General features: G+C 55.5%; 23 protein-coding genes. 8 read left to right on the top strand and 15 right to left on the bottom strand.

All coding sequences use genetic code 11. From position 1 onward, the window contains the following. Nucleotides 1–10 precede the first annotated feature (10 nt). From J2I47_RS20985 to J2I47_RS20995, 3 genes are read left to right on the top strand one after another with little or no spacing between them, the layout of a single operon-like run. Nucleotides 11–607, top strand: a complete 597-nt coding sequence (locus J2I47_RS20985) for a Uma2 family endonuclease (RefSeq protein ID WP_207366578.1) — start codon at nucleotides 11–13, stop codon at nucleotides 605–607. Nucleotides 608–616: 9 nt separating this feature from the next. Further along, complete coding sequence (locus J2I47_RS20990) at nucleotides 617–1027, top strand: GNAT family N-acetyltransferase (protein WP_207366579.1); 411 nt, start codon at nucleotides 617–619, stop codon at nucleotides 1025–1027. 28 nt (nucleotides 1028–1055) lie between these two features. Continuing rightward, a complete protein-coding gene (locus J2I47_RS20995) occupies nucleotides 1056–2393 on the top strand; it encodes a spinster family MFS transporter (protein ID WP_207366580.1) in 1338 nt (445 codons plus the stop codon). A 185-nt stretch (nucleotides 2394–2578) separates the two neighbouring features. Here J2I47_RS20995 and pheA read toward each other — a convergent pair whose 3' ends face one another. The 10 genes from pheA to J2I47_RS21045 all read right to left on the bottom strand — a co-directional run bounded on the left by pheA (nucleotide 2579) and on the right by J2I47_RS21045 (nucleotide 16407). Next, a complete protein-coding gene (gene pheA / locus J2I47_RS21000) occupies nucleotides 2579–3652 on the bottom strand; it encodes a prephenate dehydratase (RefSeq protein WP_207366581.1) in 1074 nt (357 codons plus the stop codon). 72 nt (nucleotides 3653–3724) lie between these two features. Next, nucleotides 3725–4852 (bottom strand): XdhC family protein, encoded by a 1128-nt coding sequence (locus J2I47_RS21005; RefSeq protein WP_207366582.1) that lies wholly within the window; start codon nucleotides 4850–4852, stop codon nucleotides 3725–3727. Beyond that, nucleotides 4849–5832, bottom strand: a complete 984-nt coding sequence (locus J2I47_RS21010; RefSeq protein ID WP_207366583.1) for an XdhC family protein — start codon at nucleotides 5830–5832, stop codon at nucleotides 4849–4851. The genes J2I47_RS21005 and J2I47_RS21010 overlap by 4 nt, the downstream gene beginning before the upstream one ends. After that, nucleotides 5825–6964, bottom strand: a complete 1140-nt coding sequence (locus J2I47_RS21015) for a vWA domain-containing protein (RefSeq protein WP_207366584.1) — start codon at nucleotides 6962–6964, stop codon at nucleotides 5825–5827. The genes J2I47_RS21010 and J2I47_RS21015 overlap by 8 nt, the downstream gene beginning before the upstream one ends. Beyond that, nucleotides 6936–7811: an AAA family ATPase gene (locus J2I47_RS21020; protein WP_207366585.1), complete on the bottom strand. Its 876-nt coding sequence runs from the start codon at nucleotides 7809–7811 to the stop codon at nucleotides 6936–6938. Before J2I47_RS21020 ends, J2I47_RS21015 begins: the two co-directional genes overlap by 29 nt. Further along, a complete protein-coding gene (locus J2I47_RS21025) occupies nucleotides 7786–8325 on the bottom strand; it encodes an SRPBCC family protein (RefSeq protein ID WP_207366586.1) in 540 nt (179 codons plus the stop codon). Before J2I47_RS21025 ends, J2I47_RS21020 begins: the two co-directional genes overlap by 26 nt. Nucleotides 8326–8400: 75 nt before the next feature. Beyond that, nucleotides 8401–10770 carry an aerobic carbon-monoxide dehydrogenase large subunit gene (locus J2I47_RS21030; protein ID WP_207366587.1) on the bottom strand — a complete coding sequence of 790 codons (2370 nt, stop codon included), beginning with the start codon at nucleotides 10768–10770 and terminating at the stop codon, nucleotides 8401–8403. 136 nt (nucleotides 10771–10906) lie between these two features. After that, nucleotides 10907–11410, bottom strand: a complete 504-nt coding sequence (locus J2I47_RS21035; RefSeq protein ID WP_207366588.1) for a (2Fe-2S)-binding protein — start codon at nucleotides 11408–11410, stop codon at nucleotides 10907–10909. A 21-nt stretch (nucleotides 11411–11431) separates the two neighbouring features. Beyond that, nucleotides 11432–12301, bottom strand: a complete 870-nt coding sequence (locus J2I47_RS21040) for an FAD binding domain-containing protein (protein ID WP_207366589.1) — start codon at nucleotides 12299–12301, stop codon at nucleotides 11432–11434. A gap of 758 nt (nucleotides 12302–13059) precedes the next feature. Then, entirely contained in the window at nucleotides 13060–16407 is a 3348-nt protein-coding gene (locus J2I47_RS21045) for a methylmalonyl-CoA mutase family protein (protein ID WP_207366590.1), read from the bottom strand. A 137-nt stretch (nucleotides 16408–16544) separates the two neighbouring features. On the opposite strand from J2I47_RS21045, the gene J2I47_RS21050 reads away from it, so the two are divergent. Then, a complete protein-coding gene (locus J2I47_RS21050; protein ID WP_207366591.1) occupies nucleotides 16545–17408 on the top strand; it encodes a TraB/GumN family protein in 864 nt (287 codons plus the stop codon). Nucleotides 17409–17471: 63 nt separating this feature from the next. Here the strand turns inward: J2I47_RS21050 and J2I47_RS21055 are convergent, their stop codons facing one another. Next, nucleotides 17472–18746 carry an ABC transporter permease gene (locus J2I47_RS21055; protein WP_207366592.1) on the bottom strand — a complete coding sequence of 425 codons (1275 nt, stop codon included), beginning with the start codon at nucleotides 18744–18746 and terminating at the stop codon, nucleotides 17472–17474. A gap of 110 nt (nucleotides 18747–18856) precedes the next feature. After that, the gene (locus J2I47_RS21060; protein ID WP_207366593.1) at nucleotides 18857–19468 is read right to left on the bottom strand and encodes a DUF4136 domain-containing protein; all 612 of its coding nucleotides are present in this window, start codon (nucleotides 19466–19468) and stop codon (nucleotides 18857–18859) included. A gap of 138 nt (nucleotides 19469–19606) precedes the next feature. Here J2I47_RS21060 and J2I47_RS21065 point away from each other — a divergent pair, with 138 nt between their 5' ends. Then, nucleotides 19607–19837: a hypothetical protein gene (locus J2I47_RS21065; RefSeq protein WP_207366594.1), complete on the top strand. Its 231-nt coding sequence runs from the start codon at nucleotides 19607–19609 to the stop codon at nucleotides 19835–19837. Further along, complete coding sequence (locus J2I47_RS21070; RefSeq protein ID WP_207366595.1) at nucleotides 19834–20988, top strand: hypothetical protein; 1155 nt, start codon at nucleotides 19834–19836, stop codon at nucleotides 20986–20988. The genes J2I47_RS21065 and J2I47_RS21070 overlap by 4 nt, the downstream gene beginning before the upstream one ends. Before the next feature lie 77 nt (nucleotides 20989–21065). On the opposite strand, the gene J2I47_RS21075 is transcribed toward J2I47_RS21070, so the two are convergent. Beyond that, the gene (locus J2I47_RS21075; protein WP_207366596.1) at nucleotides 21066–22016 is read right to left on the bottom strand and encodes a 1-aminocyclopropane-1-carboxylate deaminase/D-cysteine desulfhydrase; all 951 of its coding nucleotides are present in this window, start codon (nucleotides 22014–22016) and stop codon (nucleotides 21066–21068) included. Between the two features lie 128 nt (nucleotides 22017–22144). On the opposite strand from J2I47_RS21075, the gene J2I47_RS21080 reads away from it, so the two are divergent. Continuing rightward, entirely contained in the window at nucleotides 22145–23182 is a 1038-nt protein-coding gene (locus tag J2I47_RS21080) for an RluA family pseudouridine synthase (RefSeq protein WP_207366597.1), read from the top strand. 127 nt (nucleotides 23183–23309) lie between these two features. Continuing rightward, nucleotides 23310–23762, top strand: a complete 453-nt coding sequence (locus J2I47_RS21085) for a GNAT family N-acetyltransferase (RefSeq protein ID WP_207366721.1) — start codon at nucleotides 23310–23312, stop codon at nucleotides 23760–23762. Here J2I47_RS21085 and J2I47_RS21090 read toward each other — a convergent pair. Further along, nucleotides 23759–24586 carry an SDR family NAD(P)-dependent oxidoreductase gene (locus J2I47_RS21090; RefSeq protein WP_207366598.1) on the bottom strand — a complete coding sequence of 276 codons (828 nt, stop codon included), beginning with the start codon at nucleotides 24584–24586 and terminating at the stop codon, nucleotides 23759–23761. The genes J2I47_RS21085 and J2I47_RS21090 overlap by 4 nt on opposite strands. Next, a complete protein-coding gene (locus J2I47_RS21095; protein WP_207366599.1) occupies nucleotides 24583–25239 on the bottom strand; it encodes an NADPH-dependent F420 reductase in 657 nt (218 codons plus the stop codon). The genes J2I47_RS21090 and J2I47_RS21095 overlap by 4 nt, the downstream gene beginning before the upstream one ends. Between the last annotated feature and the right edge of the window lie 42 nt (nucleotides 25240–25281).

The raw sequence follows: 25281 nt of genomic DNA on the forward strand, positions 1-25281 counted from the left end.
AGAAGCTGTCATGACAACCGTAATTACCGATCTGAGTCAGTTAGACCCATCGGGCACCTATTCCTACGCCGACTATATAAAATGGCAATTTGAGCAACGCGTGGAACTACTTCGGGGCAAACTTTTCGAAATGTCGCCGGCACCTAGTGTCCGCCATCAACGAATCGTAGGCATGATTCACGGCAATCTTTTTACCTATTTTACTGGTGAGCCCTATCAGCTTTTTATTGCCCCTTTTGATGTGCGGCTCTATAACCGGAAGAAGTCGATCAAGGCTAGTAAGGACATTTACACCGTTGTACAGCCTGATCTCTGCGTTATTTGCGACAGCACTAAGCTTGATGAACAGGGTTGTAATGGAGCACCCGACATTGTCGTTGAAGTGCTTTCGCCGGGGAATACCAAGCGCGAAATGAACCAGAAATTTGACCTCTATCAGGAGGCAGGCGTGCAGGAGTATTGGTTGGTTGAGCCAGCCGATGAAGTGGTCTTTGTCTACGTGCTAAATGAGCATGGGCAGTACATTGGCCTGCGCCCCATGACCGAGACCCTCACATCAAGCCTTTTCCCAGACCTGATCATCGACCTGGAAAAGCTGTTCGGATAATGGCCCGGTATGCAACTCATAATTGCCCCCATCACTGCCGACGATACCCTTGCTTTGCGCCAATCAGTGCTTTGGCCCGACAAACCAATTGAAGCCGTTCGGCTACCGAATGACGGCGAAGGGCATCATATAGGGGCCTTTGTAGATGGGCAGTTGATAGCTGTTATCTCGCTGTTTGTGGAGGGCGAGCGGGCGCAGTTTCGCAAGTTTGCCACGCATCCCAATTTTCAGGGGCAGGGTATTGGTTCGTTGCTGCTAAACCACGTAATTGATAAAGCAAAGCAATTGAACGCCAATCGGTTATGTTGCGATGCACGGCTGATTGCGGCCTCTTTTTACGCTCGTCGGGGAATGCAACCCCTTGGCGACGTTTTCTACAAAGGGCCTATTCCATACCAGCAGTATCAGTGCTTGCTATAACGTTGCCAACTCCTAAACCTACCGCTTCATGACCCCTGCTGCTACCCCGCTCACGGCCACGCCCCCCTCACTTCGCGCCGGCTGGTACACCGTTATTATTCTGTTGCTGGCCTACATTTCATCATTCATTGACCGCCAGATCCTAAGCCTGCTGGTAGCCCCCATCAAGCGCGATTTCCACCTCTCCGACACACAGGTGAGCCTGCTTATGGGTCTCAGCTTTGCCCTTTTCTACACCCTGCTGGGTATTCCCGTTGGCCGCTGGGCAGACCGACGCAACCGCCGAAACCTGGTGGTAGGCGGTATTGCCGTCTGGAGCCTGATGACCGCCCTGTGTGGGGTGGCGCGGGGCTACGGGCAGTTTTTTCTGGCCCGCGTGGGTGTTGGCGTGGGCGAAGCAACCCTTTCGCCCGCGGCCTACTCGATGCTGGCCGACTATTTCCCGAAAGAAAAACTGGCCACGGCCATCAGCGTTTATTCGGCGGGAATCTATATTGGGTCGGGTATTGCGGTGTTGCTGGGGGCATGGCTCGTGAGCAGTGGTGGCACCGCCCCGCACATTGTTACGCTGCCCGTCATCGGCGAGGTATTTGGCTGGCAGACACTGTTCTTCTACATCGGCCTGCCAGGACTGCTTATTTCACTGCTGGTACTGACGGTGAAAGAGCCACTCCGGCGCGGTATGCTCACCACCGCAGGGGGGCAGGTGCAACACCTGTCGGTAGGCGATGTGCTGGCATTAATTCGCCAGAAGCAGGCGGCGTTTTTGTCGGTCACCCTCGGCATCACGTTTCTGTCGCTGGCGGCCTATGCTTCGTCGGCCTGGACGCCCACTTATTTTGTCCGCACGTTTGGCTGGAGCATTGGCAAAGCGGGCGGCTTCTATGGTACGCTGGTGGCCATTTTCTCCACGTCGGGCATTTTGCTGGGCGGTCGTTATGCCGACCACCTCACGCGCCGGGGCATCACCGACGGTAAACTCAGGATTGGTTTGTATTCAGCTGTTGGCGTAGCGCTGGGGGCGTGTTTTCCGTTGATCACCAACCCCACGCTGGCTATGGTCCTGCTGCCTGTTCCCTGCTTTTTTGTGGCGTTTCCATTTGGCGCATCCTCGGCGGCCATCCAGTCTATCATGCCCAATCAGGCCCGTGCGCTGGCTTCGGCGGTGTATTTATTCATTTTGAACATCATCGCCCTTGGCTTTGGCCCCACGGCCGTTGCCCTGCTCACCGATTATGTTTTCCACGACGAAAAAGCAGTACGCTACTCGCTGTCTATTGTGGTGTTTGCTAGTGGACTGCTTGCTTTCTGCGCTTATGCATATGGGCTGAAGCCATACCGAAAAGCAGTAGCGGACGGCGTCTAGGTTAACTGTTGCTTGTGGCTTGGCGCTGAAGGTTGCTGACGCGAGGCCCTTCGACAGGCTCAGGGTGACAACGACACTGAATCAAATTAGGATACTTTCTTATTTGCCTGTCACCCTGAGCCTGTCGAAGGGCCTCGCGTCAGCAACCTTCAGCGCCAAGCCACAAGCAACAGTTAACTTATCCCCTACGACACCCGCACGTAGCTGCCCAGCAGTTTCACATCGGCGGTGTGATGATTCAGGATTTCCTGCAGTTGTGGTTCGTCGGCGTGGCCTTCGCATTCGAGGAGAAACCAGTACTGAAACGTGGCCCCGTTGCGCAGCGGGCGACTCTCGATCTTGGTGATGTTGATGCGTCGGGCGTTGAATTCCTGCAAAAACTCGGCGAGTACCCCCGGCGATTCGGTGTTGGGTAGCTTGGCAATGAGCGTGGTTTTGTCCTGACCACTAGGCTGATTCGCAAAATCTTTGGCCAGAATCAGGAAGCGCGTCCGGTTCAGGTCGCTGTCTTCAATGTTGTCGAACAGCACCGGCACGTCGAACAGTTTGGCCGCAATGTGCGAACACAGAGCCGCCGTTTTGGGGTTTTGTGCCGCCATCTTCGCCGCTTTCGACGTCGATTCAACGGGGACAAACTCGGCTTTGAGACCGTCGAACGAATCGGCCAGAAACCGACTGCACTGCCGGAAGGCAATGTCTTTGGAATAGATATGGGTGATGTCGGCGAGGTTTTCGGCCTGGGTGGCGAAGGTAAAATGCACCGGAATCTGAGCTTCGGCGGCAATGCGCAGGTCTTTTTCCAGCAGCAGGTCAATGGCCTCGCTTACCACACCTTCCTGATTGTTTTCAATGGGCACTACCCCAAACCGCACCCGACCCGTTTCCACGCTTTCAAACACCGACCGGATCGTGGGCAGGGCCATATAGGCGCTCATGGCCCCAAACCGGCTTTCGGCGGCCTGGTGGGTGAAGCTGCCCTCCGGCCCCAGGTACGCCACCCGTTCGGGCAGTTCGAGGTTACGCGATACGGCAAAGATCTCCAGAAAAATGGCCTCGATGGCCGACCGGTTCAGCAACCCACTGTTCTGATTGTGCAGGCGGTCCAGGATCTGCTTTTCCCGTTCGGGGCGGTAGATGACAGTGTTGGCCGTGCGCTTCACCTCGCCCACTTTGCGCACCAGTTCCATGCGCTGGTTGAGGAGGTCCAGCAGTTGATCATCAAGGGCGTCGATGCCGTTGCGGAGGGATTCGAGAGTCATGGTGCAAAAATGGGCATGAAAGCCGAATAATAAACCGCATCCGGTTGAGGTACGTACCCACTGCCTGACGGGCTAACTGGTCTCCCGAACGTGGATGCTGCTTTGCCGGAGTCGTAGGTACGAACCGTCGCGCCCCGAAAAATCGGCCCGAATTTCGGCAGCCAGCGACAGCGCAATTTCTTCGGGCGACACCGCGCCAATGTCCAGGCCAACGGGGGCGTGAATCCGGACCATGTCGGCATCGGCAATGGGCTGGCCTTCGTCGGCAAGTTCGGCCCAGATACGCTCCGAACGCACCCGCGGCCCCAACATGCCCACATACGATACCGGCGTAGCCAGTACCCTGGGCAGGTTGGTTTTGTCGGTCTTGTAATCGTGCGACATCAAAACCAGGGCCGTATGTTCGTCAAAGACAAGGGTATCGAACTGGTCGGGCGGCACAATGGCATCAACCAGGGCCACAATTTTTGCGTTGACTTTTAAGGGGTTAGCTACCAGTGTCACGCGCCAGCCCAGTTGCTTGACCAGCCTCGACAGGGGGTAAACATCGTATTGGTGGCCCCACAGCACGAGGTGAATTTCGGGCGGCAGAATCTCAATAAAGGCGTCCAGCACCTCACCCGCCAGCCCCTCAAACCGCAATGGGGCCGACATCTTCCGGGCCATACGGCGGTGTACCTGCTCGTCTACCTGCGCCTGAATGGCGGCGTTGTCCAGCACGTTCAGGCTGTCGGCAGCGTGATAGCGAATCACGTCGCCCTCTTTAATGGTGGACCAGTTGCCTCTCAAGCCCGTAACGGTGATGAGTACATGGGTTTGGCGGGGTTCGTTCATGCAGGCTTTAAGCACGTTAACAGGGTTGGCAGCATCATGGGCAATGAGCGGCGTAAACAGCACGTCGATGATGCCATTACAGCCCAGGCCCACGCCGATCTGATGTTCATCGTCGGTGGTGGTATCGTACGTTATCTTCGACGGACTGGCTTTGGCAATGGCCAGCCGGGCGCGGTTGAGGGCGTCGCCTTCCAGACAGCCGCCGCTGATACCGCCGATCCAGACGCCATTGCTCATAACGAGCATCCGGGCACCCGTTCGCCGGTACGAAGACCCTTCCACCCGTACCACCGTAGCCAGGGCGGCCTGCGTGGTGGCCCAGTCGATGTGGTCGTAGGCGTCAATGATGGCTTTTATTTCGTTCATGAGTTGGTGGTCGTAGTCATGGTCATGTACTTCTCTGGTTGGGCCTCAAACTTTACCTTACAGCCGTCACAGCAGAAATAAACCGCTTCGTCTTTGTAGGCAACGATGTGTTTGGGTGCCGTCTTGTCTACGGGAACGCCGCAAACGGGATTGATATAAAATTTATCGGTGCCAACCAGGTTCAGGGGAGCGGTGGGGGCGGCCACTTCAGTACGGGCGGTTTGAATAATTTCGGCCAAAATACTAATCGCTACTTCGTGTGGCGTGGCCGCTTTGATGTCGAGACCCGCCGGTGTTTTCACCCTGGCCAGTTCGCGCTCATCCACGCCCGATAAGCGAAGATAGTCAAAAACGGCGTCGCGCTTTTTGCGGCTGGCCACAAACGCCAGGTAGCCCAGGTTAACCTTCAAAGCCGATTTCAGGGCCATTTCGTCCTGTTCACCCTGCGTGGCTACCACCACAAACGTATGTTTGCCAACGGGCGTTTTTGAGAAGCTGAAGGCCATTTTCACCTCGTCGGCCTCTCTGAACATACCTTCCGTCACGCCCATCGCCATCACGGTAATGCGGTAATCGAGCAGTTTGGCCATTGACGCCAGCGCCTGCGCAATAGCCGATTTCCCCAGGATGATCAGGTGTATTTTCGGCATCACCGGTTCGATAAATATATCGACGCTACCGCCGCTTTGGCAGGTCATTTTATATTGGTTGATTCCCTGTTGCGCTACGGTAGCAGGGTCGGGGCTGACCCGCACCAGACGCGATTTACCTTCCTGCATGGCCGCACTGGCTTCTTTCAGCACAATGCCCCTTGTACAGCCGCCGCCCACCCAGCCCCACACGTCGCCGTGGGGATCGATGATGGCCCGGTCGCCCGCTTTGCCCGAACTGGGCGCTTCGCGCCACACCACGGTGGCCGTCGCAAACAATTCGTTTCGCTGGCGACGGCGATTATATTGGGCTAAAAAATCGTCAAGCATGGGCTAAGATGGTTTCAAGGTCTATTAAACTCTGCAATGTGTGGGCGGGCCTGAACTCGTCGACCGAGGGCAGCGCGGCGGCCATGCCTTTGGCAATGGGTTCGTAGCCTCGCATGCCCTTCAACGGGTTGAGCCAGATCACTTTTTTTGCCCGTCGGTGAATGCGCCGCATCTGGTGGGCCAGGTGGTCGGCGCTACCCGTTTCCAGGCCGTCGCTCAGGATAATCACCGTAGGCGAACCGTTCAGCGTACGCTTGCCATAGGTGTCGACGAAAGTTTCCAGGCACTCGCCAATTTTGGTACCGCTCGACCAGTTGTTGGCCTGCTGCGACAGCATGGTCAGCACCGTTTCGATCCGGTTGGCCTGAATGGCCCTGCTGATCCGGATAAGCGACGTACTGAACACAAAGGCTTCGAGTTGGCGGAAATGCGCACGCAGGGCCACAATAAACCGGAGCAAAAAGAAACTGTACTTGTCCATCGAGCCGCTCACGTCGAGCAGGACAATCAAGCGTTGTTTTTTCGGTTTCCGCGCCCGCCGGTACAAATCCAGCGGTTCGCCACCGTAGCACAGGCTCCGGCGGATCGTTCGGCGCAGGTTGATGTGGCCGTCAGTTCGGCTTGCTTTCATCCGTCGACGCAGGCGCAGGGCAATTTCGTGAAACAACCGTTGTGCCAGTTCGTCCAGCTTGCGGGCATTTACTTCGTCTACTTTCGCAAAATCGGTTTGCTGTAACCGCTCAGCCCCGTTAGCCCCCGACACGTTTTTGGCTTCTTCTACAGTGGCGGTGGTATTGCCCTGCCCCAGCATAACCAGGTGGCTGTTTGCCTTTTTGTTGACCGACCCCTGAAGCGTGGTTTTGTTCTTGGTTTCGCCTAGGTCAATCGGGTTCGTGTCCCAGTACAAACTAAAGAGCCGGTCGAACAAACCTCGCTCTTCGGGTGATATACAGAAAAGAACCTTTAGTGAGTGCTTAAGCAACAACTTGTTGGTTAACAGCAACTTATTGGCAGCCGTCAGTGCATCCTGGGTTTCCTGAATACCCACGTTGAGGCCGTGGCTCCGCACAAATTGTGCGAACCCAACAATAGCCTCAGTCAGGCTAGTGGTCGCGAACGCTTGCCGTTTCATCGGTTACGAGGCGTATGTCATCCACTGATTTGAGCAGGCTGCCCAAAGTTCGCTGAATGGCCTGTTGGTGTACGTTTCGATAGCCCAGCGCCAGCAGCGACTCGGCCCAATCGATGGTCTCGGAAATACCCGGCGTTTTCAGAAGCTTTTTTTGCCGGATGTCCTGCACAAAATCAACCACCTGCGTCAGCAACTGCGCGTCGATGTGCGGCAACCGTTTCTGCACGATAGCCATTTCCTTTTCCAATGACGGGTAGTCAATCCAGTGATAGAGGCACCGCCGTTTCAGGGCATCGCTTAGCTCGCGCGTCCGGTTGGAAGTCAGGATAATATAGGGCCTGTGCGTGGCCCGGATCGTGCCAATTTCGGGAATGCTGATCTGAAACGCCGACAGCAGTTCGAGCAGGAACGCCTCAAACTCTTCATCCGACCGGTCCAGTTCATCAATCAACAATACCGGCGATTTGGTCTCGTGCATAATCGACTGTAACAAAGGCCGTTTGAGCAGGTAGTCTGGCCCGAAAATATGCTTCTCTTTTTCGGCCACCGACAGCCCGCTGCCCTCCTGCAATTTGATGCCAAGCAGTTGTTTCTGGTAGTTCCACTCATACACCGCCGCGTTCACATCGAGCCCTTCGTAGCACTGCAACCGGATGAGCGGCGCCTGAAGCAACTCACTCATAACCAACGCTATCTCGGTTTTACCCACCCCCGGTGGGCCTTCCAGCAGCAGGGGCTTACCGAGCCTCAGCATCAGAAAAAGTGCCGTCGCCAATTCATCATCGGCGACGTACTTATGGTCAGCTAAGGCCGCCAGGATCTCAGAAGAGTTTTTTAAGGAATCCACCAATGCCAGACGTTGATTCTTCGGTTGTACTGTCGGCGGTAGCATCGACCTCAGAGGCACCCGCGCTGGCTAACTTTTTCTTGAAATTGGCCACAAACTGGTCGAATACCTGATTCGAGACGTCGTTGATGAGCCGGGCACCAAATTGGGCCAGCATGCCCGTAATGCTGATGTCCATTGTGGCGTCAACGTGGGTTTGGCCGTTCACTTCCGAGAGGGTAGCGTTCATGAGCATTTCGGCGCTGCCTTTGCCTTTGCTATCCAGCCCCAGGCCTTTGAGCGACATTTTCTTGTTAACCTCATCGCGCTCCACAAACGTGACGAGGCCATCGTAGCCCGCTTTGACCGGGCCGAATTTCAGGCCCACGTAGCCCTTGTAATTGTCGGCGTCAACCTGCTCGGTGAGCGAAGCACCCGGCACGCAATCCACGATTTGGGGCGGGTTGGTCAGCGTGGCCCAGACCAGGTCGATGGGCTGCTCGACATCAAATGATTTTGTAAGGTTGGTTGTCATAATGGATTGGGGATTGCGGATTGGGGATTGCGGATTTTGGACCGCAGCAAGCAATCCGAAATCCCCAATCCCAAATCAGATGGCTCCTTTCTCTTTCAGGGCCTTCCAGACTTTGAAGGGCGTGATGGGAATGTCGAGGTGGGTGATGCCGTAGGGCGAGAGAGCATCCACGATGGCGTTGGCAATGGCGGGGGGTGCCCCAACCGTTGGCGATTCGCCCACGCCCTTGGCCCCAATGGGGTGGTGCGGCGACGGCGTGATGGTATGGCCTGTTTCCCAGTTGGGCGACTCAACCGCCGTGGGCACGAGGTAATCCATTAGCGTACCGTTCAGAATGTTACCATCGTCGTCGTAAATCAGCGATTCGTACATGGCGGGGGCAATACCCTGAGTGAGTCCGCCATGCACCTGCCCCTGCACAATCATCGGGTTGATAATATTGCCGCAGTCGTCGATGGCCACAAACCGGCGCACCTTGATTTCGCCCGTCTCCTTGTCAATGTCGACCACGCAGATATAGGCACCTGAGGGGAACGTGAGGTTCGGCGGATCGTAGTAGTGTGTCGCTTCAAAACCGGCTTCCATACCCTGCGGATGGTTGGTATAGGCCGCAAAGACCAGTTCCTGAATCGTTTTTGACTTTTCGGGGGCACCTTTCACGAAGAACTTACCCGGCTCCCACTCCAGGTCGTCTTCGCTTACCTCCAGCAAATACGCCGCAATTTTGCGGGCCTTGTCGCGGAGTTTGCGGGCGGCCACAGCGGCGGCGGCACCGGCTGTTGGGGTGCTTCGGCTGGCATACGTACCCAGCCCGTAAGGGGCCGTGTCGGTGTCTCCTTCCTCAATCTGAATGTTTTCAGCAGGGATGCCCAGTTCCTCGGCGATGATTTGTGCGTACGTGGTTTCGTGACCCTGCCCCTGCGATTTGGTGCCAAAGCGGGCGATGGCTTTGCCGGTTGGGTGAACCCGGATCTCGGCACTGTCGAACATTTTGATGCCCAGGATGTCGAAATCTTTGGATGGCCCCGCCCCTACCACTTCGGTAAACGTGGAAATGCCGATACCCATCAGCTCGCCTTTGGCCCGCTTCTCCGTCTGTTCTTTGCGGAGACCTTCGTAGTCAATGGCGTCCATCGCTTTGCGGAGGCCCGCTTCATAGTCGCCGCTGTCGTAAATCCAGCCGGTAGGCGAATGCCAGGGGAAAGCTTCCTTCGGAATAAAATTGTCGAAACGCAATTGAGCGGGGTCTTTGCCAATTTCCAGTGCGTAGCGATCGGTCATACGCTCAATGGCGTGCACGGCCTCCGTCACACGGAACGAGCAGCGGTAGGCCACGCCGCCCGGTGGTTTGTTAGTGTAAATGGCGTCGGCTTCCATAAACGTGGTGCCATAATCATACGACCCGGTGGCAATGGAAAACATACCTGTCGGGAATTTCGACGGGTTAGCCGAGGCATCGGTGTAGCCGTGGTCGGCCAGCACTTTGAAGCGGGTGGCCAGGATTTTGCCGTCTTTGGTACCAGCCATTTCGGCGGTAATGTGGTAGTCGCGGGCGAACGAATCGGCCTGCAGGTTTTCGCTCCGGTCTTCGATCCACTTCACGGGCTTGCCAATGAGAAACGAGGCAGCAATGGCTATTACGTAGCCTGGATACACCGGCACTTTACCGCCAAACCCACCCCCTATATCGGGCGAGATAACGCGGACTTTTTCTTCTGTCAGGCCCACATGACCCGCCACCAGGGCAATCACCGTGCGGATGGCGTGGGGTGCCTGCGTGGTCATGTACATGGTGAGGTGGTTGTTGACCTTGCTGTAGTCGGCCACGCAGCCGCAGGTTTCAATAGAGGCCACATGGATACGCGGAATGTGCATCTGCTCCTTCACCACCACGTCGGCACTGGCGAAAACGGCCTCTGTCCTGGCTTTGTCACCTACCTCCCAGTGCCAGATGTGGTTATCGGTTTTGCCGGGTTTATCGGTCCGCAACACGGGTGCCGACGGGTCGAGTGCCTTAAACGGGTCGATCACGGGCTTCATCACCTCATACTCAACCCGCACGGCTTCACGACCGTCGCGGGCGGCATAGCGACTTGTGGCAATGATGGCGGCTACTTCCTGCGCCTGGTACATCACCGTATCGGTAGGCAGTACCATCTGCGTATCCGACATTAGGGTGGGCATCCAGTGAAGGTTATACTGCTCCAGGTCGCGCCCTGTTATCACGGCCAGTACGCCAGGCACTTTCAGCGCTGCTTCACTGTCGATTTTCTTGATTTTGGCATAGGCATACGGACTCCTGACAATGTCCATGTAAAGCATGCCGTCGAGCTTGATGTCATCGACGTAGTTGCCTTTACCCTGCAGAAAACGGCCATCTTCTTTCCGCTTCATGGAGTGACCCATGCCGCCGATAGCCTTTGATGTTTTACATACTTGTGTCATAGTGGTAGAGAAAGTAGACTGAAGAATGTAGCAGGTAAAATGAGCTGGCGCCTCTGGGCCAACACACGGACAGCTGTTGCGTTAGCTCATTTTACCTGTTACATTCTTCAGTCTACTTTCCTCATTTTTAGTGGTTTTAGACAAATTGGGGTTCGGTAGAGGCGGGCTCCTCCCCGCGCATCTTGGCACCGGCGTAGAGAATGGCCTTCACAATATTGTTATAGCCCGTGCAGCGGCAGAGGTTGCCCGAAATGCCCCAGCGGATTTCGTCTTCGGTGGGATCGGGGTTGTGTTCCAGCAGTTCAGTGGCGCGCATCATCATGCCGGGGGTGCAGAATCCGCAGTGCAGACCGTGGTTTTCTTTGAATCCTTCCTGCAGTGGATTCAGGGCGGCACCCGGCGCACAGAGGCCCTCTACCGTGGAGACAGACTTACCATTGGCCTGTACGGCGAGCACGGTGCAGGATTTCACCGATTTGCCATCCAGCAGAACGGTGCAGGCGCCGCAGCTACTGGTATCACAGCCAATGTGGGTGCCGGTCAGATTCAGGTTTTCGCGGATCAGGTGGACCAGCAACAGACGAGGCTCAACCTCCGCCGAATGGGGTTGGCCGTTTACGGTAACAGTTATTTGTTTCATAGGAATAGGATTGGGCTGTTTTTAAGCTACGGCGCGTTGGGCGGCTTTGTGAATCATGCGTTTGGTCAGTACACCCACCATTGCGCGTTTGTACTCGACATCACCACGCAGGTCGGCTGAAGGATTGCAATCGTCCGATGCGTATCGGGCGGCTTCGGCAATTGTTTCGTCGGTGATTTTTTTACCCACCAGGGCCTCCTCAGACCGGGCCGCCCGCATGGGCAGGGGATTTACGTTGGTGAGACCAATGCCCGCATAGGTGCAGATGCCATTGGCGTCGATGGTTAGCTGAACGGCCACACCGGCGGTGGCGTAGTCGCCCACTTTGCGCTCCAGCTTGTGATAGGCGCTACCCGTATAGGGTGAGGGCATTGGAATTTGAATCTCCGTCAGGATCTCATCGGGCTGAATGGCTGTGCTGTAGAATCCGAAGAAGAACTCGTCGATGGGCACTACACGGGTGCCATCGGCTCCCGCAATGACCACGCTGGCACGCAGGGCCATCATCACGGCCGGGTGGTCATTGGCGGCGTCGCCATGAGCCAGATTCCCCCCCACAGTACCCATGTTCCGCACCTGAGGGTCGGCAATGAGTTTAGTCACATCAGCAAAAATGGGGAAGTGCTCCAGCAGTTCGGCAGCATGCTCTACCTGCGCCTCGCGCACCAGTGCCCCAATTTTCATGATGTCACCTTCGCGGGTGATGTCCGACAACCCCGGAATATTGTTGATGTCGATGATGCACTCCGGCGAGGCAAACCGAAGTTTCATCATGGGGATGAGGCTATGCCCCCCCGACAGAATTTTAGCCTCGTCGCCATACTTTCGGAGGAGCGTAAACGCTTCGTCCAGCGAGGTGGGGGCTTCGTAATTGAAATCAGCTGCAATCATGGTAACAGTAGCACGTTTAGGTTTAAGTGAATACGCTTGTTTATGAATGGTTAATGAATAGAACTCAGCCATCGATACCCCCGGCCATTATAGAGGCTGCCCAGCAAGAGCAGCACTGAACCTATATAATAGCAGACCATCGCATTGGGAGCATACAGCCCCGTGGCAATTAGAAAAATACCTACAGAAGCAATAAAAATTGCCCGCCTCGTACCACGACCCCGGTAGTTTATCAGAATACTACTTAAGCATACCGTGGCGAGTATAGACACCAGCCAGGTGCCCCAACTGGTGTGATGCTCTACCACAGCCGGTGCTCCACAGAGCGTCATTGAGGTGGTGTAAGCCACTATGCAAAACGGACATTTAGGCAAAAGCAACAATAGTATAGCCGAAATCCCTGTATACCAAGGCTTTACCAATTGCTTGTGTGCTGGTGCGCCCCCAACGCATACTGAACAGGCTTCTTCCTGAAGATGATTCATGTGGTCCAATAAAGAGAGTTACGATGTTGGTAGACCTTTCTGGGATGGCATTTAGCGGAACAATGTAAGATAATTTTTTTTATATAAAATATAATTTAAACCGTCGACGCTATTTAATTCGCCTCACCTTCATACTAATTCAGCGTAGTATTTACTATTACTAGTATCGAGTATTTATACGGGACTTATTCCAGACGTGCTACTGTATAAAAAGAAAGAGCAGGTCAATTACATCTGACCTGCTCTTTCCATTCTTTTGAACCTGGCAATTTGTTACATATTCCGCCGGTACTGCCCGCCAACGGCATACAGGGCCTGACTCATTTGTCCCAGTGAACAGACCTTGGCGGCCTCCATTAAACTCTCAAAGATATTTCCACCCGTCAAAGCCGTTTGCTGCAGGTACGCCAAAGCAGCTTCCGATTTGTCTTTATGCCGCTCCTGGAATGCCCGCACGCTCTCCACCTGCGCCCGTTTTTCATCGTCTGTACTGCGAATCACTTCGGCGGGCGTGATCGTGGGTGAGCCATTGGGGTCGAGGAAGGTGTTGACGCCCACGATAGGCAGTTCACCGTTGTGTTTCAGCGTTTCGTAATACATCGACTCTTCCTGAATCTTGCTGCGCTGATACATCCGTTCCATCGCACCCAGCACACCGCCACGCTCGTTTATGGCAATGAATTCCTGATAAACAGCCTGTTCCACTAGTTCCGTCAGCTCTTCCACCACAAACGCACCCTGTAACGGATTCTCATTCTTGGTCAGGCCAAACTCGCGGTTGATAACGAGTTGAATAGCCATCGCCCGCCGTACCGACTCTTCCGTGGGGGTCGTGATGGCCTCGTCATAGGCGTTGGTATGCAGTGAGTTGGTGTTGTCGTAGATCGCCAGTAGGGCCTGCAACGTGGTGCGAATGTCGTTGAAGGCAATTTCCTGTGCGTGCAGGCTCCGCCCCGATGTCTGGATATGGTATTTCAGTTTCTGACTCCGGTCGTTGGCACCGTACTTATGCTTCATGGCCTTGGCCCAGATGCGTCGCGCCACCCGGCCCAATACCGTATATTCGGCGTCCATCCCGTTCGAGAAAAAGAACGACAGGTTGGGCGCGAAGTCATCGATTTTCAGGCCCCGGCTCAGGTAGTACTCCACGAACGTGAAGCCGTTGGAGAGCGTAAACGCCAGCTGGCTGATGGGGTTTGCGCCCGCCTCGGCAATGTGATAGCCCGAAATAGAAACCGAATAGAAGTTCTGAACGCGGTTGGTGGTGAAATACTGCTGAATATCGCCCATCATGCGCAGGGCAAATTCGGTGGAGAAAATACAGGTGTTCTGCGCCTGGTCTTCCTTCAGAATATCGGCCTGCACCGTGCCGCGTACTTTCCGCAGGGTATCTTTTTTGATCTGCTCATACACGTCAGCAGGTACCACTTTGTCGCCGGTCGTGCCTAGCAACGCGAGGCCAAGGCCGTTGTTACCTTCAGGAAGGTCACCTTGGTATTGGATGCCAGAATCGGGCATTTTCTGACCATTTTCACTCGCCAACCACTTCTCCACCTGCTGATCAATCGCCGTGTTGAGAAAGAAGGCGAGCAGCATAGGGGCAGGCCCGTTGATGGTCATGGAAACGCTCGTGCTGGGGTCGCAGAGGTCAAAACCGGAATAAAGTTTTTTGGCGTCGTCGAGGGTGGCGATGCTCACGCCGGAGTTGCCCACTTTCCCGAAAATATCGGGGCGCATGGCGGGGTCTTCACCATAGAGCGTGACAGAATCGAAAGCCGTGCTGAGGCGTTTGGCGGGCATTCCTTTCGAGACGTAATGGAACCGGCGATTCGTGCGCTCTGGCCCCCCTTCGCCCGCGAACATGCGGGTGGGGTCTTCGCCTTCGCGCTTGAGCGGAAACACACCCGCCGCATACGGAAACTCGCCCGGTACGTTTTCGGTCAGCAGCCACCGCAGCACGTCGCCCCAGTCGGAATATTTCGGCAGCGACACTTTCGGTACCCGTAAATGCGACAGCGTTTCGGTATATAACGGCTGCCGGATTACCTTATCGCGCACAGTAAACTCGTAAAAATCAGCCGTGTAGCGCCGTTGCATTTCCGGCCACTGCGCTAGCAATGCGCGAGTGGTGGGGTGCAGTTGAGCCTCAGCCTTTTCATAAAGCGGGCGAACTTCCTCCACCCCCATCTTAAGCACCCCATCCAGTTGATACAGCTTGCGCGCTAACGTAACCTGCTCATTCACAAAGGCATCGTAGCGGCGGCTCTCTTCCACGATCTCGGCCAGATACCGCACCCGATCACCAGGTATGATTTGGGATTTGGGATTGGGGATGTCGGATTTGTTGCTGACGCGAGGGTTTGCGCTGGCGTCAGCAACAAATCCGACATCCCCAATCCCAAATCCCAAATTCTTCATCACCCGGTCGAACAAGCCATTCATGCCCTCATCGTTGAACTGAGCCGCCATCGTGCCGACAATTGGCAGGGCTTCGTCGGGGGTATCCCAGTCGTTGTGGTTGCGGCGGTACTGCTTCCGCACGTCGCGGAGGGCGTCGAGCGAACCGCGCTTGTCGAACTTATTGATGGCAATGAGATCGGCGAAATCGAGCATGTCGATTTTCTCCAGCTGCGTTGCCGCGCCATACTCGGCGGTCATTACGTACAGTGTCTTGTCGGCGTGTTCGGTGATCTCGGTATCCGACTGCCCAATGCCCGACGTTTCCACGATGATCAGGTCGAACCCTGCCGACTTACAGATATCAATGGCGTCCTGCACGTGACGGCTCAGGGCAAGGTTCGCCTGCCGCGTGGCCAGCGACCGCATGTAGACCCGTCCCTGACTCACCGATGGGTTCAGTGTATTCATCCGTATCCGGTCGCCCAGCAACGCCCCGCCCGTTTTCCGCTTCGACGGATCGACCGAAATAATGGCCATCGTTTTGTCGGGGAAGGTGCGCAGATACCTTAATATCAACTCATCGACCAACGACGATTTGCCCGCGCCACCCGTGCCGGTGATACCCAGTACAGGGGGGGCTTGCCTGTTTGGCTGGTTGGCTGTTTGCCTGTCCGGCATGTTGCCACTCTCCGCCTGCGTAATCATTCTGGCTACGCGCAAAACCGTGTCGTCCTGGGGCAGGGTTGTGGGTAAAACCACGTCGCGGCAGTGGTTCAGCAAATCGTCGATCATACCCTGGAGGCCCAGCGTGCGGCCATCGTCGGGGCTGTAGAGGCGGGTAATACCGTAGGCGTGTAACTCGTCGATCTCGCGGGGCAAAATGGTGCCACCGCCCCCACCGAAGATGTTGATGTGCCCCGCGCCGCGTTCATGGAGCAGGTCATACATGTATTTGAAGAACTCGATATGGCCGCCCTGATAGCTGGTGATGGCGATGCCCTGTACATCTTCCTGAATGGCGCAGTCCACGATTTCGGCCACTGACCGGTTGTGCCCCAGGTGAATAACCTCGGCCCCCGACGACTGCAACAGCCGCCGCATGAGGTTGATGGCCGCATCATGCCCGTCGAAGAGCGAAGCCGCCGTGACAAGCCGAATCCGGGCTGTAGACGGCGTCGGCAGAACGGGTGGCGTGAGGGCTTGTTGAGATGAAGTAGTCATAGGTCAAATATACCCGTTTTGTCCCATCGTTTCCGCCGTTTATCCCAAATCTGAGGGTAAGCTCGTTGCTTACATTGAAGCATCGCCATGGGCAGGTTACCTTTGCTTTATACATATCATTATTCAGACATTGCTTCATGAACAGATTCAAATCAGCCCTTATAGGCCTTTCCTTACTGACAACCAGCGCAATTGCGCAAACCGACAATGCCCTGCTTTATGAAGTGACGGGCAACGGACTAACAGCCCCCTCCTACCTCTACGGCACGTTTCACCTGGTCTGCCCCAACGACCTGGTCATTACCGACGCGATGAAAAAAGCAATGGCCGACACCAGGCAGGTTTATCTGGAAGTAGATATGGACGATCCCTCGCTGATGGCCAACATGCAGAAGGCCATGGTGCTTCCCCAGGGCAAAACCGCCAAAGACTACCTCTCTGCCGACGACTATAAGCTGTTGAACGATTACATGACCAAAACCATGAGCGTAAAGCTCGATCTGGTCAATACGTTTCGGCCTATCGGGCTGACTTCGTTTCTGGTAATGGGTATGCTTCACTGTCAACCCGCCTCCTACGACATGACCTTTGCCCAGATGGCGGCAAAAGACAAAAAAGAGGTGCTGGGTCTGGAAACGATGGAGTCGCAACTGGCCGTGCTGGATAAAAAGCCGCTGGAAAAACAATTCAAAGAACTCGCCGACCTGGCCCGTGACCCCGAAAAAGCCCAGAAGGAATTTGCTGACCTACTGGCCGCTTACAAAGCCAAAAATCTGAATCAGATGAAAGAGGTCATGAAGAAGAGCAGCACCGCCGGTGAGTTTGCCGAAATGGAAGGGCCTTTGCTCAACGAACGCAATGCCAACTGGATTCCGGTCATTGAAAAAGCGGCCAAAACCACGCCCACGTTCTTCGCCTTCGGTGCCGGCCACCTCATCGGCGACAAAGGCGTAATCGCCCTACTGAAAAAGCAGGGCTATTCGGTAAAAGCGGTGAATTAAGAAAGGATGAGTGATGAATGATAAATGGTGAGCGGTCCGCCGCCGCTCACCATTTATCATTCATCATTTCTTAAACACTAACGCCTTTACCGGGTCGATGCGGTTGATGACGAGGGTGGGGAGCCAGAGGGCCAGCGCAATTAAGGCAATTATGGCTACGTTGAGGAGTGCAATAACGGGCCAGTCCCAGGCAATGGGGACGTAGTCCATGAAGTAGTTTTTGCGGTCGAGGGGAATGAACTGGAAGCGCGATTGCAGCCAGCAGAGACCCAGCCCCAGACCATTGCCCAGTACCAGCCCCCAGGCTACGATATTCAGGCCCACCACCACAAACAATCGCCTCAGCAACGAATTCGGACTACCTAGGGCCTTCAGCAGGCCAATCATGGGGGTACGTTCCATCATCAGCACCAGCAGCACCGACACCATATTGAAACAGGCCACGAACAGAATCAGCACAATAAACACGGCTGTGTTGCGATCCAGTAACAGCATCCAGTCGAACAGATCACGGTACTGATCGTCTACCCGTGTCACGCGCATGTCGGGTGGCGTTTGTTCAATAACGGCTTTGTAGTTAGGGCTCAGTTCGGCAAAATCACGAACGAACACTTCACCCGTACCGATCAGATCGGGTGTCCATTTGTTAAGGCGCTGCACCAGCCGAAGGTCACCCACCACAAACGCTTTGTCGCCTTCTTCCAGACCTGTTTCGTAAATCCCCACCACCGTCATCTTGCGGGGACGTAACCCCGTTGCGGCGGAGGGTGGAGCCAGTTCGTTGGGGCGCGGCGGGGCCTGTTCGGTGAAGTACAGGATCGCCGATTGCCCCACGCTTAGTTTCAACTGGCTTGCAATGGTCTGACTGATCAGTAGATCTGTTGAATAACCCGACGCGGTTACCGAATCATAGCGGGGCAGTTTACCTGCAATCAGCGCTTCGCGTAAAAGCTGCCAGTCGTAGTCAGGGCCAACGCCTTTGAGCACCACCCCCGCCAGGTCGGAATCGGTTTGCAGAATACCCGCTTTGTTGGCGGTGCCCTGTACATGCCGGATACCCGGCAGTTTTTTGATCCGCGCAAAGGCAGGGTCCCGTAGAGAAATAGGCGGCGCGTCGTAGGACTGGTTATTAGAAAACTTGACCACCTGCAGGTGTGCCCCAAAGGCAAAAATCTTTTGCTGGATAGTGCGCTTAAAGCCAAACAGCACCGCAAAGGCAATGATAAGCACCGCCAGTCCAACGGCCACGCTGCCAATGCCTACCCGTGTGACGGTAGCCGAGAAACTGCCCAACGGCGCGTTCCGCACCCGACTGGCAATGAAAACTGGAAGATTCAAACCGTATGTAGTTACAACCGCTGCAAGGTATGCCCAACAGCCCGATAAACGCAAAACCCCGCCACAATGGGCGGGGTTTGCAGGCTTCATTACGTTACGCTAAGGTGAGGTTAGCCCCGTGGGTTGCTCACGGTTACAGCGGCACTCACCTGCGGAAATTTCTCGACGATGCGCTCTACCTCACGGGCAAGCTTGTTGCTGATTTTGGTAGGGTCACCAACGGCGTTTTGTACTGAACCACGCCAGATCAGGCGCTTCGTCCGGTTGTCGACCATATCGACCACGACCGTACCGGCTTCATACTTTTCCTGGGTGTATGACGGACCGAAGTTGCCACCGTACCAGGCTGGTCCCCAACCGGCATATCCCCAGCGTCCCCAACCGTAGTAAGGGCCATACAAGGGGTAGGCACCGTAGTTGTTATTAGCAACGGTGCGGGTCTTTTCCTCCACGAAAAAGTGGTAGCCAATCAGCAGATCAGGCTTACGGGTCGTTTCCTTCAACCCTTTTTTAGCCAGTTCGGCATTAACCGTACTTTCCACCTGGTCCGTGGCTAGCTGGTTGTAATACACGGGGTTTTTACTACCGGCCACGTCCGACTGCATCCAGGCAAACGTGCGGTACTTGGTGAAATCTATGTTCTGCGCTTTGTCAACGGCTACCCGTGGTGCACAGGCCGCTATGCCAACCAAAAGGGCGGCGGCGATGAGTATGTTCTTCATGGTATTTGCTGAGTCTTGTTAATCTATAGACATAACATATTGCAAATTAAAAAGGTTGATTTCTAGCCTGGACAGAGCCAACAAACAAGCATTTTCTCCTCACGTTCGTTACCTGTTAAACAAATCCATAACCTGACTATGAAATCGTTTCTCATCATCGGCATTATGCTGTTATCGACCCTGGTGGGTAGGGCGCAGGATTCTATTTCGGTGAAAAAACCAACCCAGCGCATGCAGGAAAATATGCCCACGCGCCGGGGCCGCGGAACCGCCAAACCCATGCCCAGTCCACGCTACTACCGGCAACGGCCTGCTCCGCCCAAAGACACCGTCATCAAAGGGTTTAACAAACGGGATACCGTTCGATGACGCCAGCTTTCAGGATTTTTGTCAGCGGCATTTTGCTCGTTTTTCTTGTCGCCGCGTCACACGCACAATCAGTCATTTCGGTGCATCCACTGGTCGATACCTCGCGGACGGACATCCGGCAGGCGGTGGCCGTGTGGTCGGCGTATTTGCGAACGCAGCCCGACCGAACGCGGCCCGACCGGACGCGGCCCGACAGCATCCGGCACAGTCCGTTCTGGAACGAAGCCGAACAGGCACAATCACCCCGGTTCGACCTACTCGAACGCGAATTTGAGCCGACGCTCTACCGGGGTTATCCTGTGCAAATACTGAGTGTGGTGGGCTACCCTGACGGGTTTTACCAGATCAAATCACTCTTCGGGGGCAACAACCCGAAGAGCCGTAGCCCCATCGTTTTCTGCATTGCCAACGTCTACGCCCGGCCCGATTCCAATGGCCGGTGGTTGCTCTACAACGCCCTGCCCATTAACCGGTCGCGGTTTTGGAATAGCCAGCAACTGGGCGCCGTAACCTATTATTTTCCGCCATACCATACGTTCAATAAACAGAAAGCCAGGCAGTTAAACGGCTTTATCGACAACCTTTGCCAGCAGTTTGGTGTACCGGCCAAACCCGTTGAATACTACCTTGCCGACACACCCGATGAATTGCGTCAACTGCGCGGGTTCGACTACCAGATCACGGGCAGCGGTCTGCTGAAACCTACAGGAAGGGCCATCGACAACCGGGTGTTTTGCTCTGGCCTCGACGAGTTCTACCCCCACGAACTGGTGCACGTCTACGTTGATCCGCACTACCTCAATAAGCACCCGTGGGTGACCGAGGGCGTAGCTACGTTTCTGGGCGGCAGCCGCGGCGAATCGCTCGACTGGCACCTTGCCCGCGTGGCAGCCCATCTCCGCACCTACCCTACTATCGACCTCACCTCCATGCTATCGCTCGTTACGCTCGACGAGTTCACCGACTACCGCTACGCCCTCGGCGGGTTATTTGCCCGGGCTGTCTTCAAGAAAGGTGGCCTGCCACTGCTAAAACAATTCATGCAGTCGGGCCAGACCGATACGGCTTATTACGCCGCGCTGGAGCAGTTTTTGGGTTTGAAACGGTCGCAATTGAACACGTCGGTGAGGGAATTGCTGGCGGGTTTCTGAATGATGAGCGATGAATGATGAATTTGCTTACGCCAGAGTAGTTGGCTGGCGTAAGCAAATTCATCATTCATCGCTCATCATTCAGAAACCCGCCCCTGCAACCCGCCGGTATGCACAGCCACGACGGTAGCCTCATCAGGGAAGCCTCCCTTTTGCGCTAAATCGTAGATAGCAAAGAGCAGCTTGGCGGTATACACCGGATCGAGCAGGATGCTGTTTTTTGCTTCGAAGGCCTGCATGAAATCCAGCAATTCTGGTGTGGTGCGTGCGTAGCCACGAAAGCTATAATTGCGCTGAATCGTCACGTTCGGCGGGAGTGACTGGGGCAATCCGGGCAAGTGTAGCGGCTCACCATCGGCCAGTTTAATGGCCAGAACACCCACAACAGACACCGTGGGCGACGTGCTTTCAACCATGCCCGCCAACGTACCACCCGTACCAACCGCACACGCCACCACGTCGGGGTTATGACCCATCTGGGCAACGATTTCGGGCATGATCTCGGCGGTGCCGTGAATGGCCAGGTTATTGGTGCCGCCTTCGGGCAGGATATAGCAGGGGCCGAACTGCTCCTGTAGCTGAGCCAGATAAGCGGGTTCGGCGGCGCGGCGGTAATCGGTGCGGGATACGAAGTGGAGGGTCATGCCGTGGTCGCGGCAAAATTGCAGAGTGGCGTTCAGCGGTTTGTTGCAGTCGGGCGATCCGGCCAGTTCGTCGCCCCGCACAACGCCAACAGTCTCGAAACCAAACAGATGACCCGCTGCCGCCGTGGCATACAGATGGTTGGAATACGCCCCACCAAACGTCACTATGCGCTTAAATCCCAACCGGTTAGCTTCAATCAGATTGTACTTCAACTTCCGCCATTTATTACCCGACACCGTAGGGTGCAGCAGTTCGTCGCGTTTCAGATACAGCCGAACAGGCACAGGCTGCGGAAACGGATCGGGCAGATACGTTAGCGGCGACGGCCCGACAATCTGGTCGATGCGAACGGCTAAATCAGGGGCGGGGTCGTAATTTTGCAAGACAAGATAAGTTTACGGTCTACTATCTAAGGTTCAAAGTTGCTGCGCACTCGGCTTCTTCGAGAGGGGGCGTCTTTAACCTTAGACAGTAGACCGTAAACTGTAGACATCAGACCTTGACCTAACATATGCTCGACTCTCTCCACCCCACCCCCGACGAAAACGATGAAGACGACCTCTATGAACACCACCGCCTGGTTGTAGATCAGGGGCAGGCGCTGGTGCGGATCGACCGGTTTCTGGATACAAAATTAGCGCACACGTCGCGAACGAAGCTTCAGTCGGCCATCGACGCGGGGGGTATCCGAGTCAATGAGCAGCCTATCAAGGCCAGCTATAAAGTAAAGCCCGGCGATCTGATCACGGTCTCCCTACCCCACCCGCCGCGCAACACCGACATTGTGCCGCAGCACATTCCGCTCGACATTATTTTTGAGGACGACGAGTTGATCGTGCTGAACAAGCCCGCCGGCATGGTGGTCCATCCCGCCCACGGCAACTGGGATGGCACGCTGGTGAATGCGCTGGTCTACTACCTGCAAAACCTGCCCACCACCCGCAACGGAGAGGGGCGCCCGGGACTGGTTCACCGGATTGACAAAGACACGTCGGGCCTGATGGTCATTGCCAAAACCGAATTTGCCATGAGCCACCTGGCCCGGCAGTTTTTCGAGCATACCATCGAACGGACCTACAACGCGCTGGTGTGGGGGCAGCCCAAACCCGAAGACGGCACCATCACAGGCTATATTGGCCGGTCAGCCGCCGACCGGAAGGTAATGACGATCTATGACGACGAGAGCAAGGGCAAGTGGTCGGTGACGCACTACAAGACGCTGGAGCCGCTTAATTTCGTAACGCTTGTGCAATGCAACCTCGAAACGGGTCGTACCCACCAGATTCGGGCGCACTTTAGGCACATTGGCCACCCCCTCTTCAACGACGAAATGTATGGCGGCAACCGGGTACTACGCGGAGCGGTCAATGGCTCGTTCAAATCATTCGTCGACAACACGTTTGCCATGCTACCCCGACAGGCCCTGCACGCCAAATCACTGGGCTTTACCCACCCCCGCACCGGTGAGTGGCTCCAATTCGACTCTCCCCTCCCCCCCGATTTCCAGGCCGCCCTGGACCGGTGGCGCAAAAAAATTGCGAATGAGTGAATTCTAATGAGCGAATGAGTGATTGAGTGAATGAGCGAATGTTGCTTACCGGTCCGCCGGTGTGGCCAAAATAAACCCGTGCGTAAGCAACATTCGCTCATTCACTCAATCACTCATTCGCTCATTAATTATGACCATCCGCCCCGGCACCCGCAACGATGTTCCGCAGGTATTCGATTTAATTGTTGAACTGGCTGTTTACGAAGAAGCACCCGATCAGGTCACCAACACCGTTGAGCAACTATTGGAAGATGGTTTCGGACCTAATCCGCTCTACGGCATTCTGGTAGCGGAAGACGAATCGACCCACAAGCTCGTCGGTATTGCGCTTTATTACTACCGCTATTCGACCTGGAAAGGCAAGCGGCTCTATCTGGAAGACATCATCGTGACCGAAACGCACCGCGGTATGGGCCTCGGCAAAGAACTGCTCGACGCCACCATTGCCAAAGCCAAAGAGACCCATTGTACGGGTATGATGTGGCAGGTGCTGGACTGGAATAAGCCCGCCATTGGCTTCTACGAACAGTTCGGTACCCGCTTCGACGATGGCTGGACCAACTGCCACCTCGATTTTTAGTAGGCTGAACTCTTCTCCCACAACGCCTTCACGTTGGCATCGGTCAGGTCTTTGTGGGTTAGTTTTTTGGGCTTGCTGTCGGCAAAAAACCCGCCGTTGCGACCACCGTCGATCTGGCGGGTGGGGCTTGTGGCCAAAAAAACAGAGGTGGCTGCGCCTTTCTCTACCGACCGCATCAGGGGGCGAAACAGCGTGACCAGCACCTTACTGATACCGGTGAAGTTGCTGCCGAAATTGCTGTTTACCACACCAGGGTGCACGGCATAGGCTATGACTGGCTTACCCAACCTACCAGCAGCTAAGCCCATCGTAAACAGCACGTTGGCTAGTTTTCCGTCGCCATAGGCCGCTAACGTACCCAGCTTTCTGTCGGTCTGAAAAAAGCGGCTGGCCTTCCCCAGGTTCAGCGCCGATGACGATACGTTGATGACCCGCGCATCAGGCGTACCGAGCAGCAGCGGAGCCAGCTCACGGGTCAGGATAAAGTGGCCCAGGTGGTTGGCGTAGAACGACCGCTCAACGCCTTCTTTGGTGAACTCGATCTGGTCGGGCGAATAACCGGCATTGTTGATCAGCACATCCAATGCCGTATGCCGAGCCAACACCGCCGCTGCCGCCGCCCTGACCGAAGCCGCATCGTCCAGCGCCGCCACTACCAGATCGACAGAGGCACCTGGCGTATTGGCCCTGATGTCGGCAACGGCGGCTTCTCCTTTTTTGGCAGAACGGCACAGCAGTATAAGCCCGAAGCCCTGTGCAGCCAGGGCTTTGGCTGTGGCCAACCCAATGCCTGAGTTGGCCCCCGTAATCAGCGCTGTCTTCATGGTTTCACCACCTTGAAATTGAAGGCACCAATACCCAGCGCGCCGTATATGCGCAGCCAGAGTGGTAGCAGCATTTCGGTACCCCGCGCCGTAGTAATGTCGCCCAGGTCCAGAACGGCGCTGTCTTGCCAGCCAAACTGCGTCAGGATGCGCTTGGCTTGCGTTTTGGCACCAGCATCATTGCCACTCATAAATACCGTGTGATCACCGTCGGCCAGCATCGCGGGGTTGACCATCAGGCCACACCACATGGTATTGAGGGTTTTTACCACGTGGGCATCGGGAAACGCCCGTTGCAGCTTTTCGCCGAATGAATCATCGTTCACAGTCGACAGCGTGGGGGGCATACCCTTCGAGAAATCAAGCGGATTCGAGATGTCGATGATTGTTTTTCCGGCAACGGCCTGGGCGGGAGCCGACGCAATAGCCTCAATGCCGGTTTCGCCTTTGGTGGCCAGCATAATCAGTTCGCCCGCCGCAATGGCATCGGCAAATGTGCCCTGACTGGCCCCTGCTCCTGCTTTATCCACCCAGGCGGCGGCTTTTTCGTTGGTGGCCGAGCGCGACCCCATCACAACGGTATGACCTACTTCGAGTAATCGGCTGGCGATGGTTTCGCCTACCATTCCGGTTCCTAATACAGCAATATGCATGGCTTGTGCGTGTTTACGTGATTCGTTTTTGAACGCCACAAA

It is taken from the genome of Fibrella rubiginis, from assembly GCF_017353185.1.
Lineage (GTDB): Bacteria > Bacteroidota > Bacteroidia > Cytophagales > Spirosomataceae > Fibrella > Fibrella rubiginis.

Coding starts and splice junctions, on each gene's coding strand:
- J2I47_RS20990 (WP_207366579.1), top strand. CDS start 617: ATGCAACTCATAATTGCCCCCATCACTGCCGACGATACCCTTGCTTTG.
- J2I47_RS21005 (WP_207366582.1), bottom strand. CDS start 4,852: ATGAACGAAATAAAAGCCATCATTGACGCCTACGACCACATCGACTGG.
- J2I47_RS21060 (WP_207366593.1), bottom strand. CDS start 19,468: ATGAAGAACATACTCATCGCCGCCGCCCTTTTGGTTGGCATAGCGGCC.
- J2I47_RS20995 (WP_207366580.1), top strand. CDS start 1,056: ATGACCCCTGCTGCTACCCCGCTCACGGCCACGCCCCCCTCACTTCGC.
- J2I47_RS21050 (WP_207366591.1), top strand. CDS start 16,545: ATGAACAGATTCAAATCAGCCCTTATAGGCCTTTCCTTACTGACAACC.
- J2I47_RS21045 (WP_207366590.1), bottom strand. CDS start 16,407: ATGACTACTTCATCTCAACAAGCCCTCACGCCACCCGTTCTGCCGACG.
- J2I47_RS21025 (WP_207366586.1), bottom strand. CDS start 8,325: ATGACAACCAACCTTACAAAATCATTTGATGTCGAGCAGCCCATCGAC.
- J2I47_RS21090 (WP_207366598.1), bottom strand. CDS start 24,586: ATGAAGACAGCGCTGATTACGGGGGCCAACTCAGGCATTGGGTTGGCC.
- J2I47_RS21030 (WP_207366587.1), bottom strand. CDS start 10,770: ATGACACAAGTATGTAAAACATCAAAGGCTATCGGCGGCATGGGTCAC.
- J2I47_RS21080 (WP_207366597.1), top strand. CDS start 22,145: ATGCTCGACTCTCTCCACCCCACCCCCGACGAAAACGATGAAGACGAC.
- J2I47_RS21010 (WP_207366583.1), bottom strand. CDS start 5,832: ATGCTTGACGATTTTTTAGCCCAATATAATCGCCGTCGCCAGCGAAAC.
- pheA (WP_207366581.1), bottom strand. CDS start 3,652: ATGACTCTCGAATCCCTCCGCAACGGCATCGACGCCCTTGATGATCAA.
- J2I47_RS21070 (WP_207366595.1), top strand. CDS start 19,834: ATGACGCCAGCTTTCAGGATTTTTGTCAGCGGCATTTTGCTCGTTTTT.
- J2I47_RS21040 (WP_207366589.1), bottom strand. CDS start 12,301: ATGATTGCAGCTGATTTCAATTACGAAGCCCCCACCTCGCTGGACGAA.
- J2I47_RS21035 (WP_207366588.1), bottom strand. CDS start 11,410: ATGAAACAAATAACTGTTACCGTAAACGGCCAACCCCATTCGGCGGAG.
- J2I47_RS21015 (WP_207366584.1), bottom strand. CDS start 6,964: ATGAAACGGCAAGCGTTCGCGACCACTAGCCTGACTGAGGCTATTGTT.
- J2I47_RS20985 (WP_207366578.1), top strand. CDS start 11: ATGACAACCGTAATTACCGATCTGAGTCAGTTAGACCCATCGGGCACC.
- J2I47_RS21095 (WP_207366599.1), bottom strand. CDS start 25,239: ATGCATATTGCTGTATTAGGAACCGGAATGGTAGGCGAAACCATCGCC.
- J2I47_RS21065 (WP_207366594.1), top strand. CDS start 19,607: ATGAAATCGTTTCTCATCATCGGCATTATGCTGTTATCGACCCTGGTG.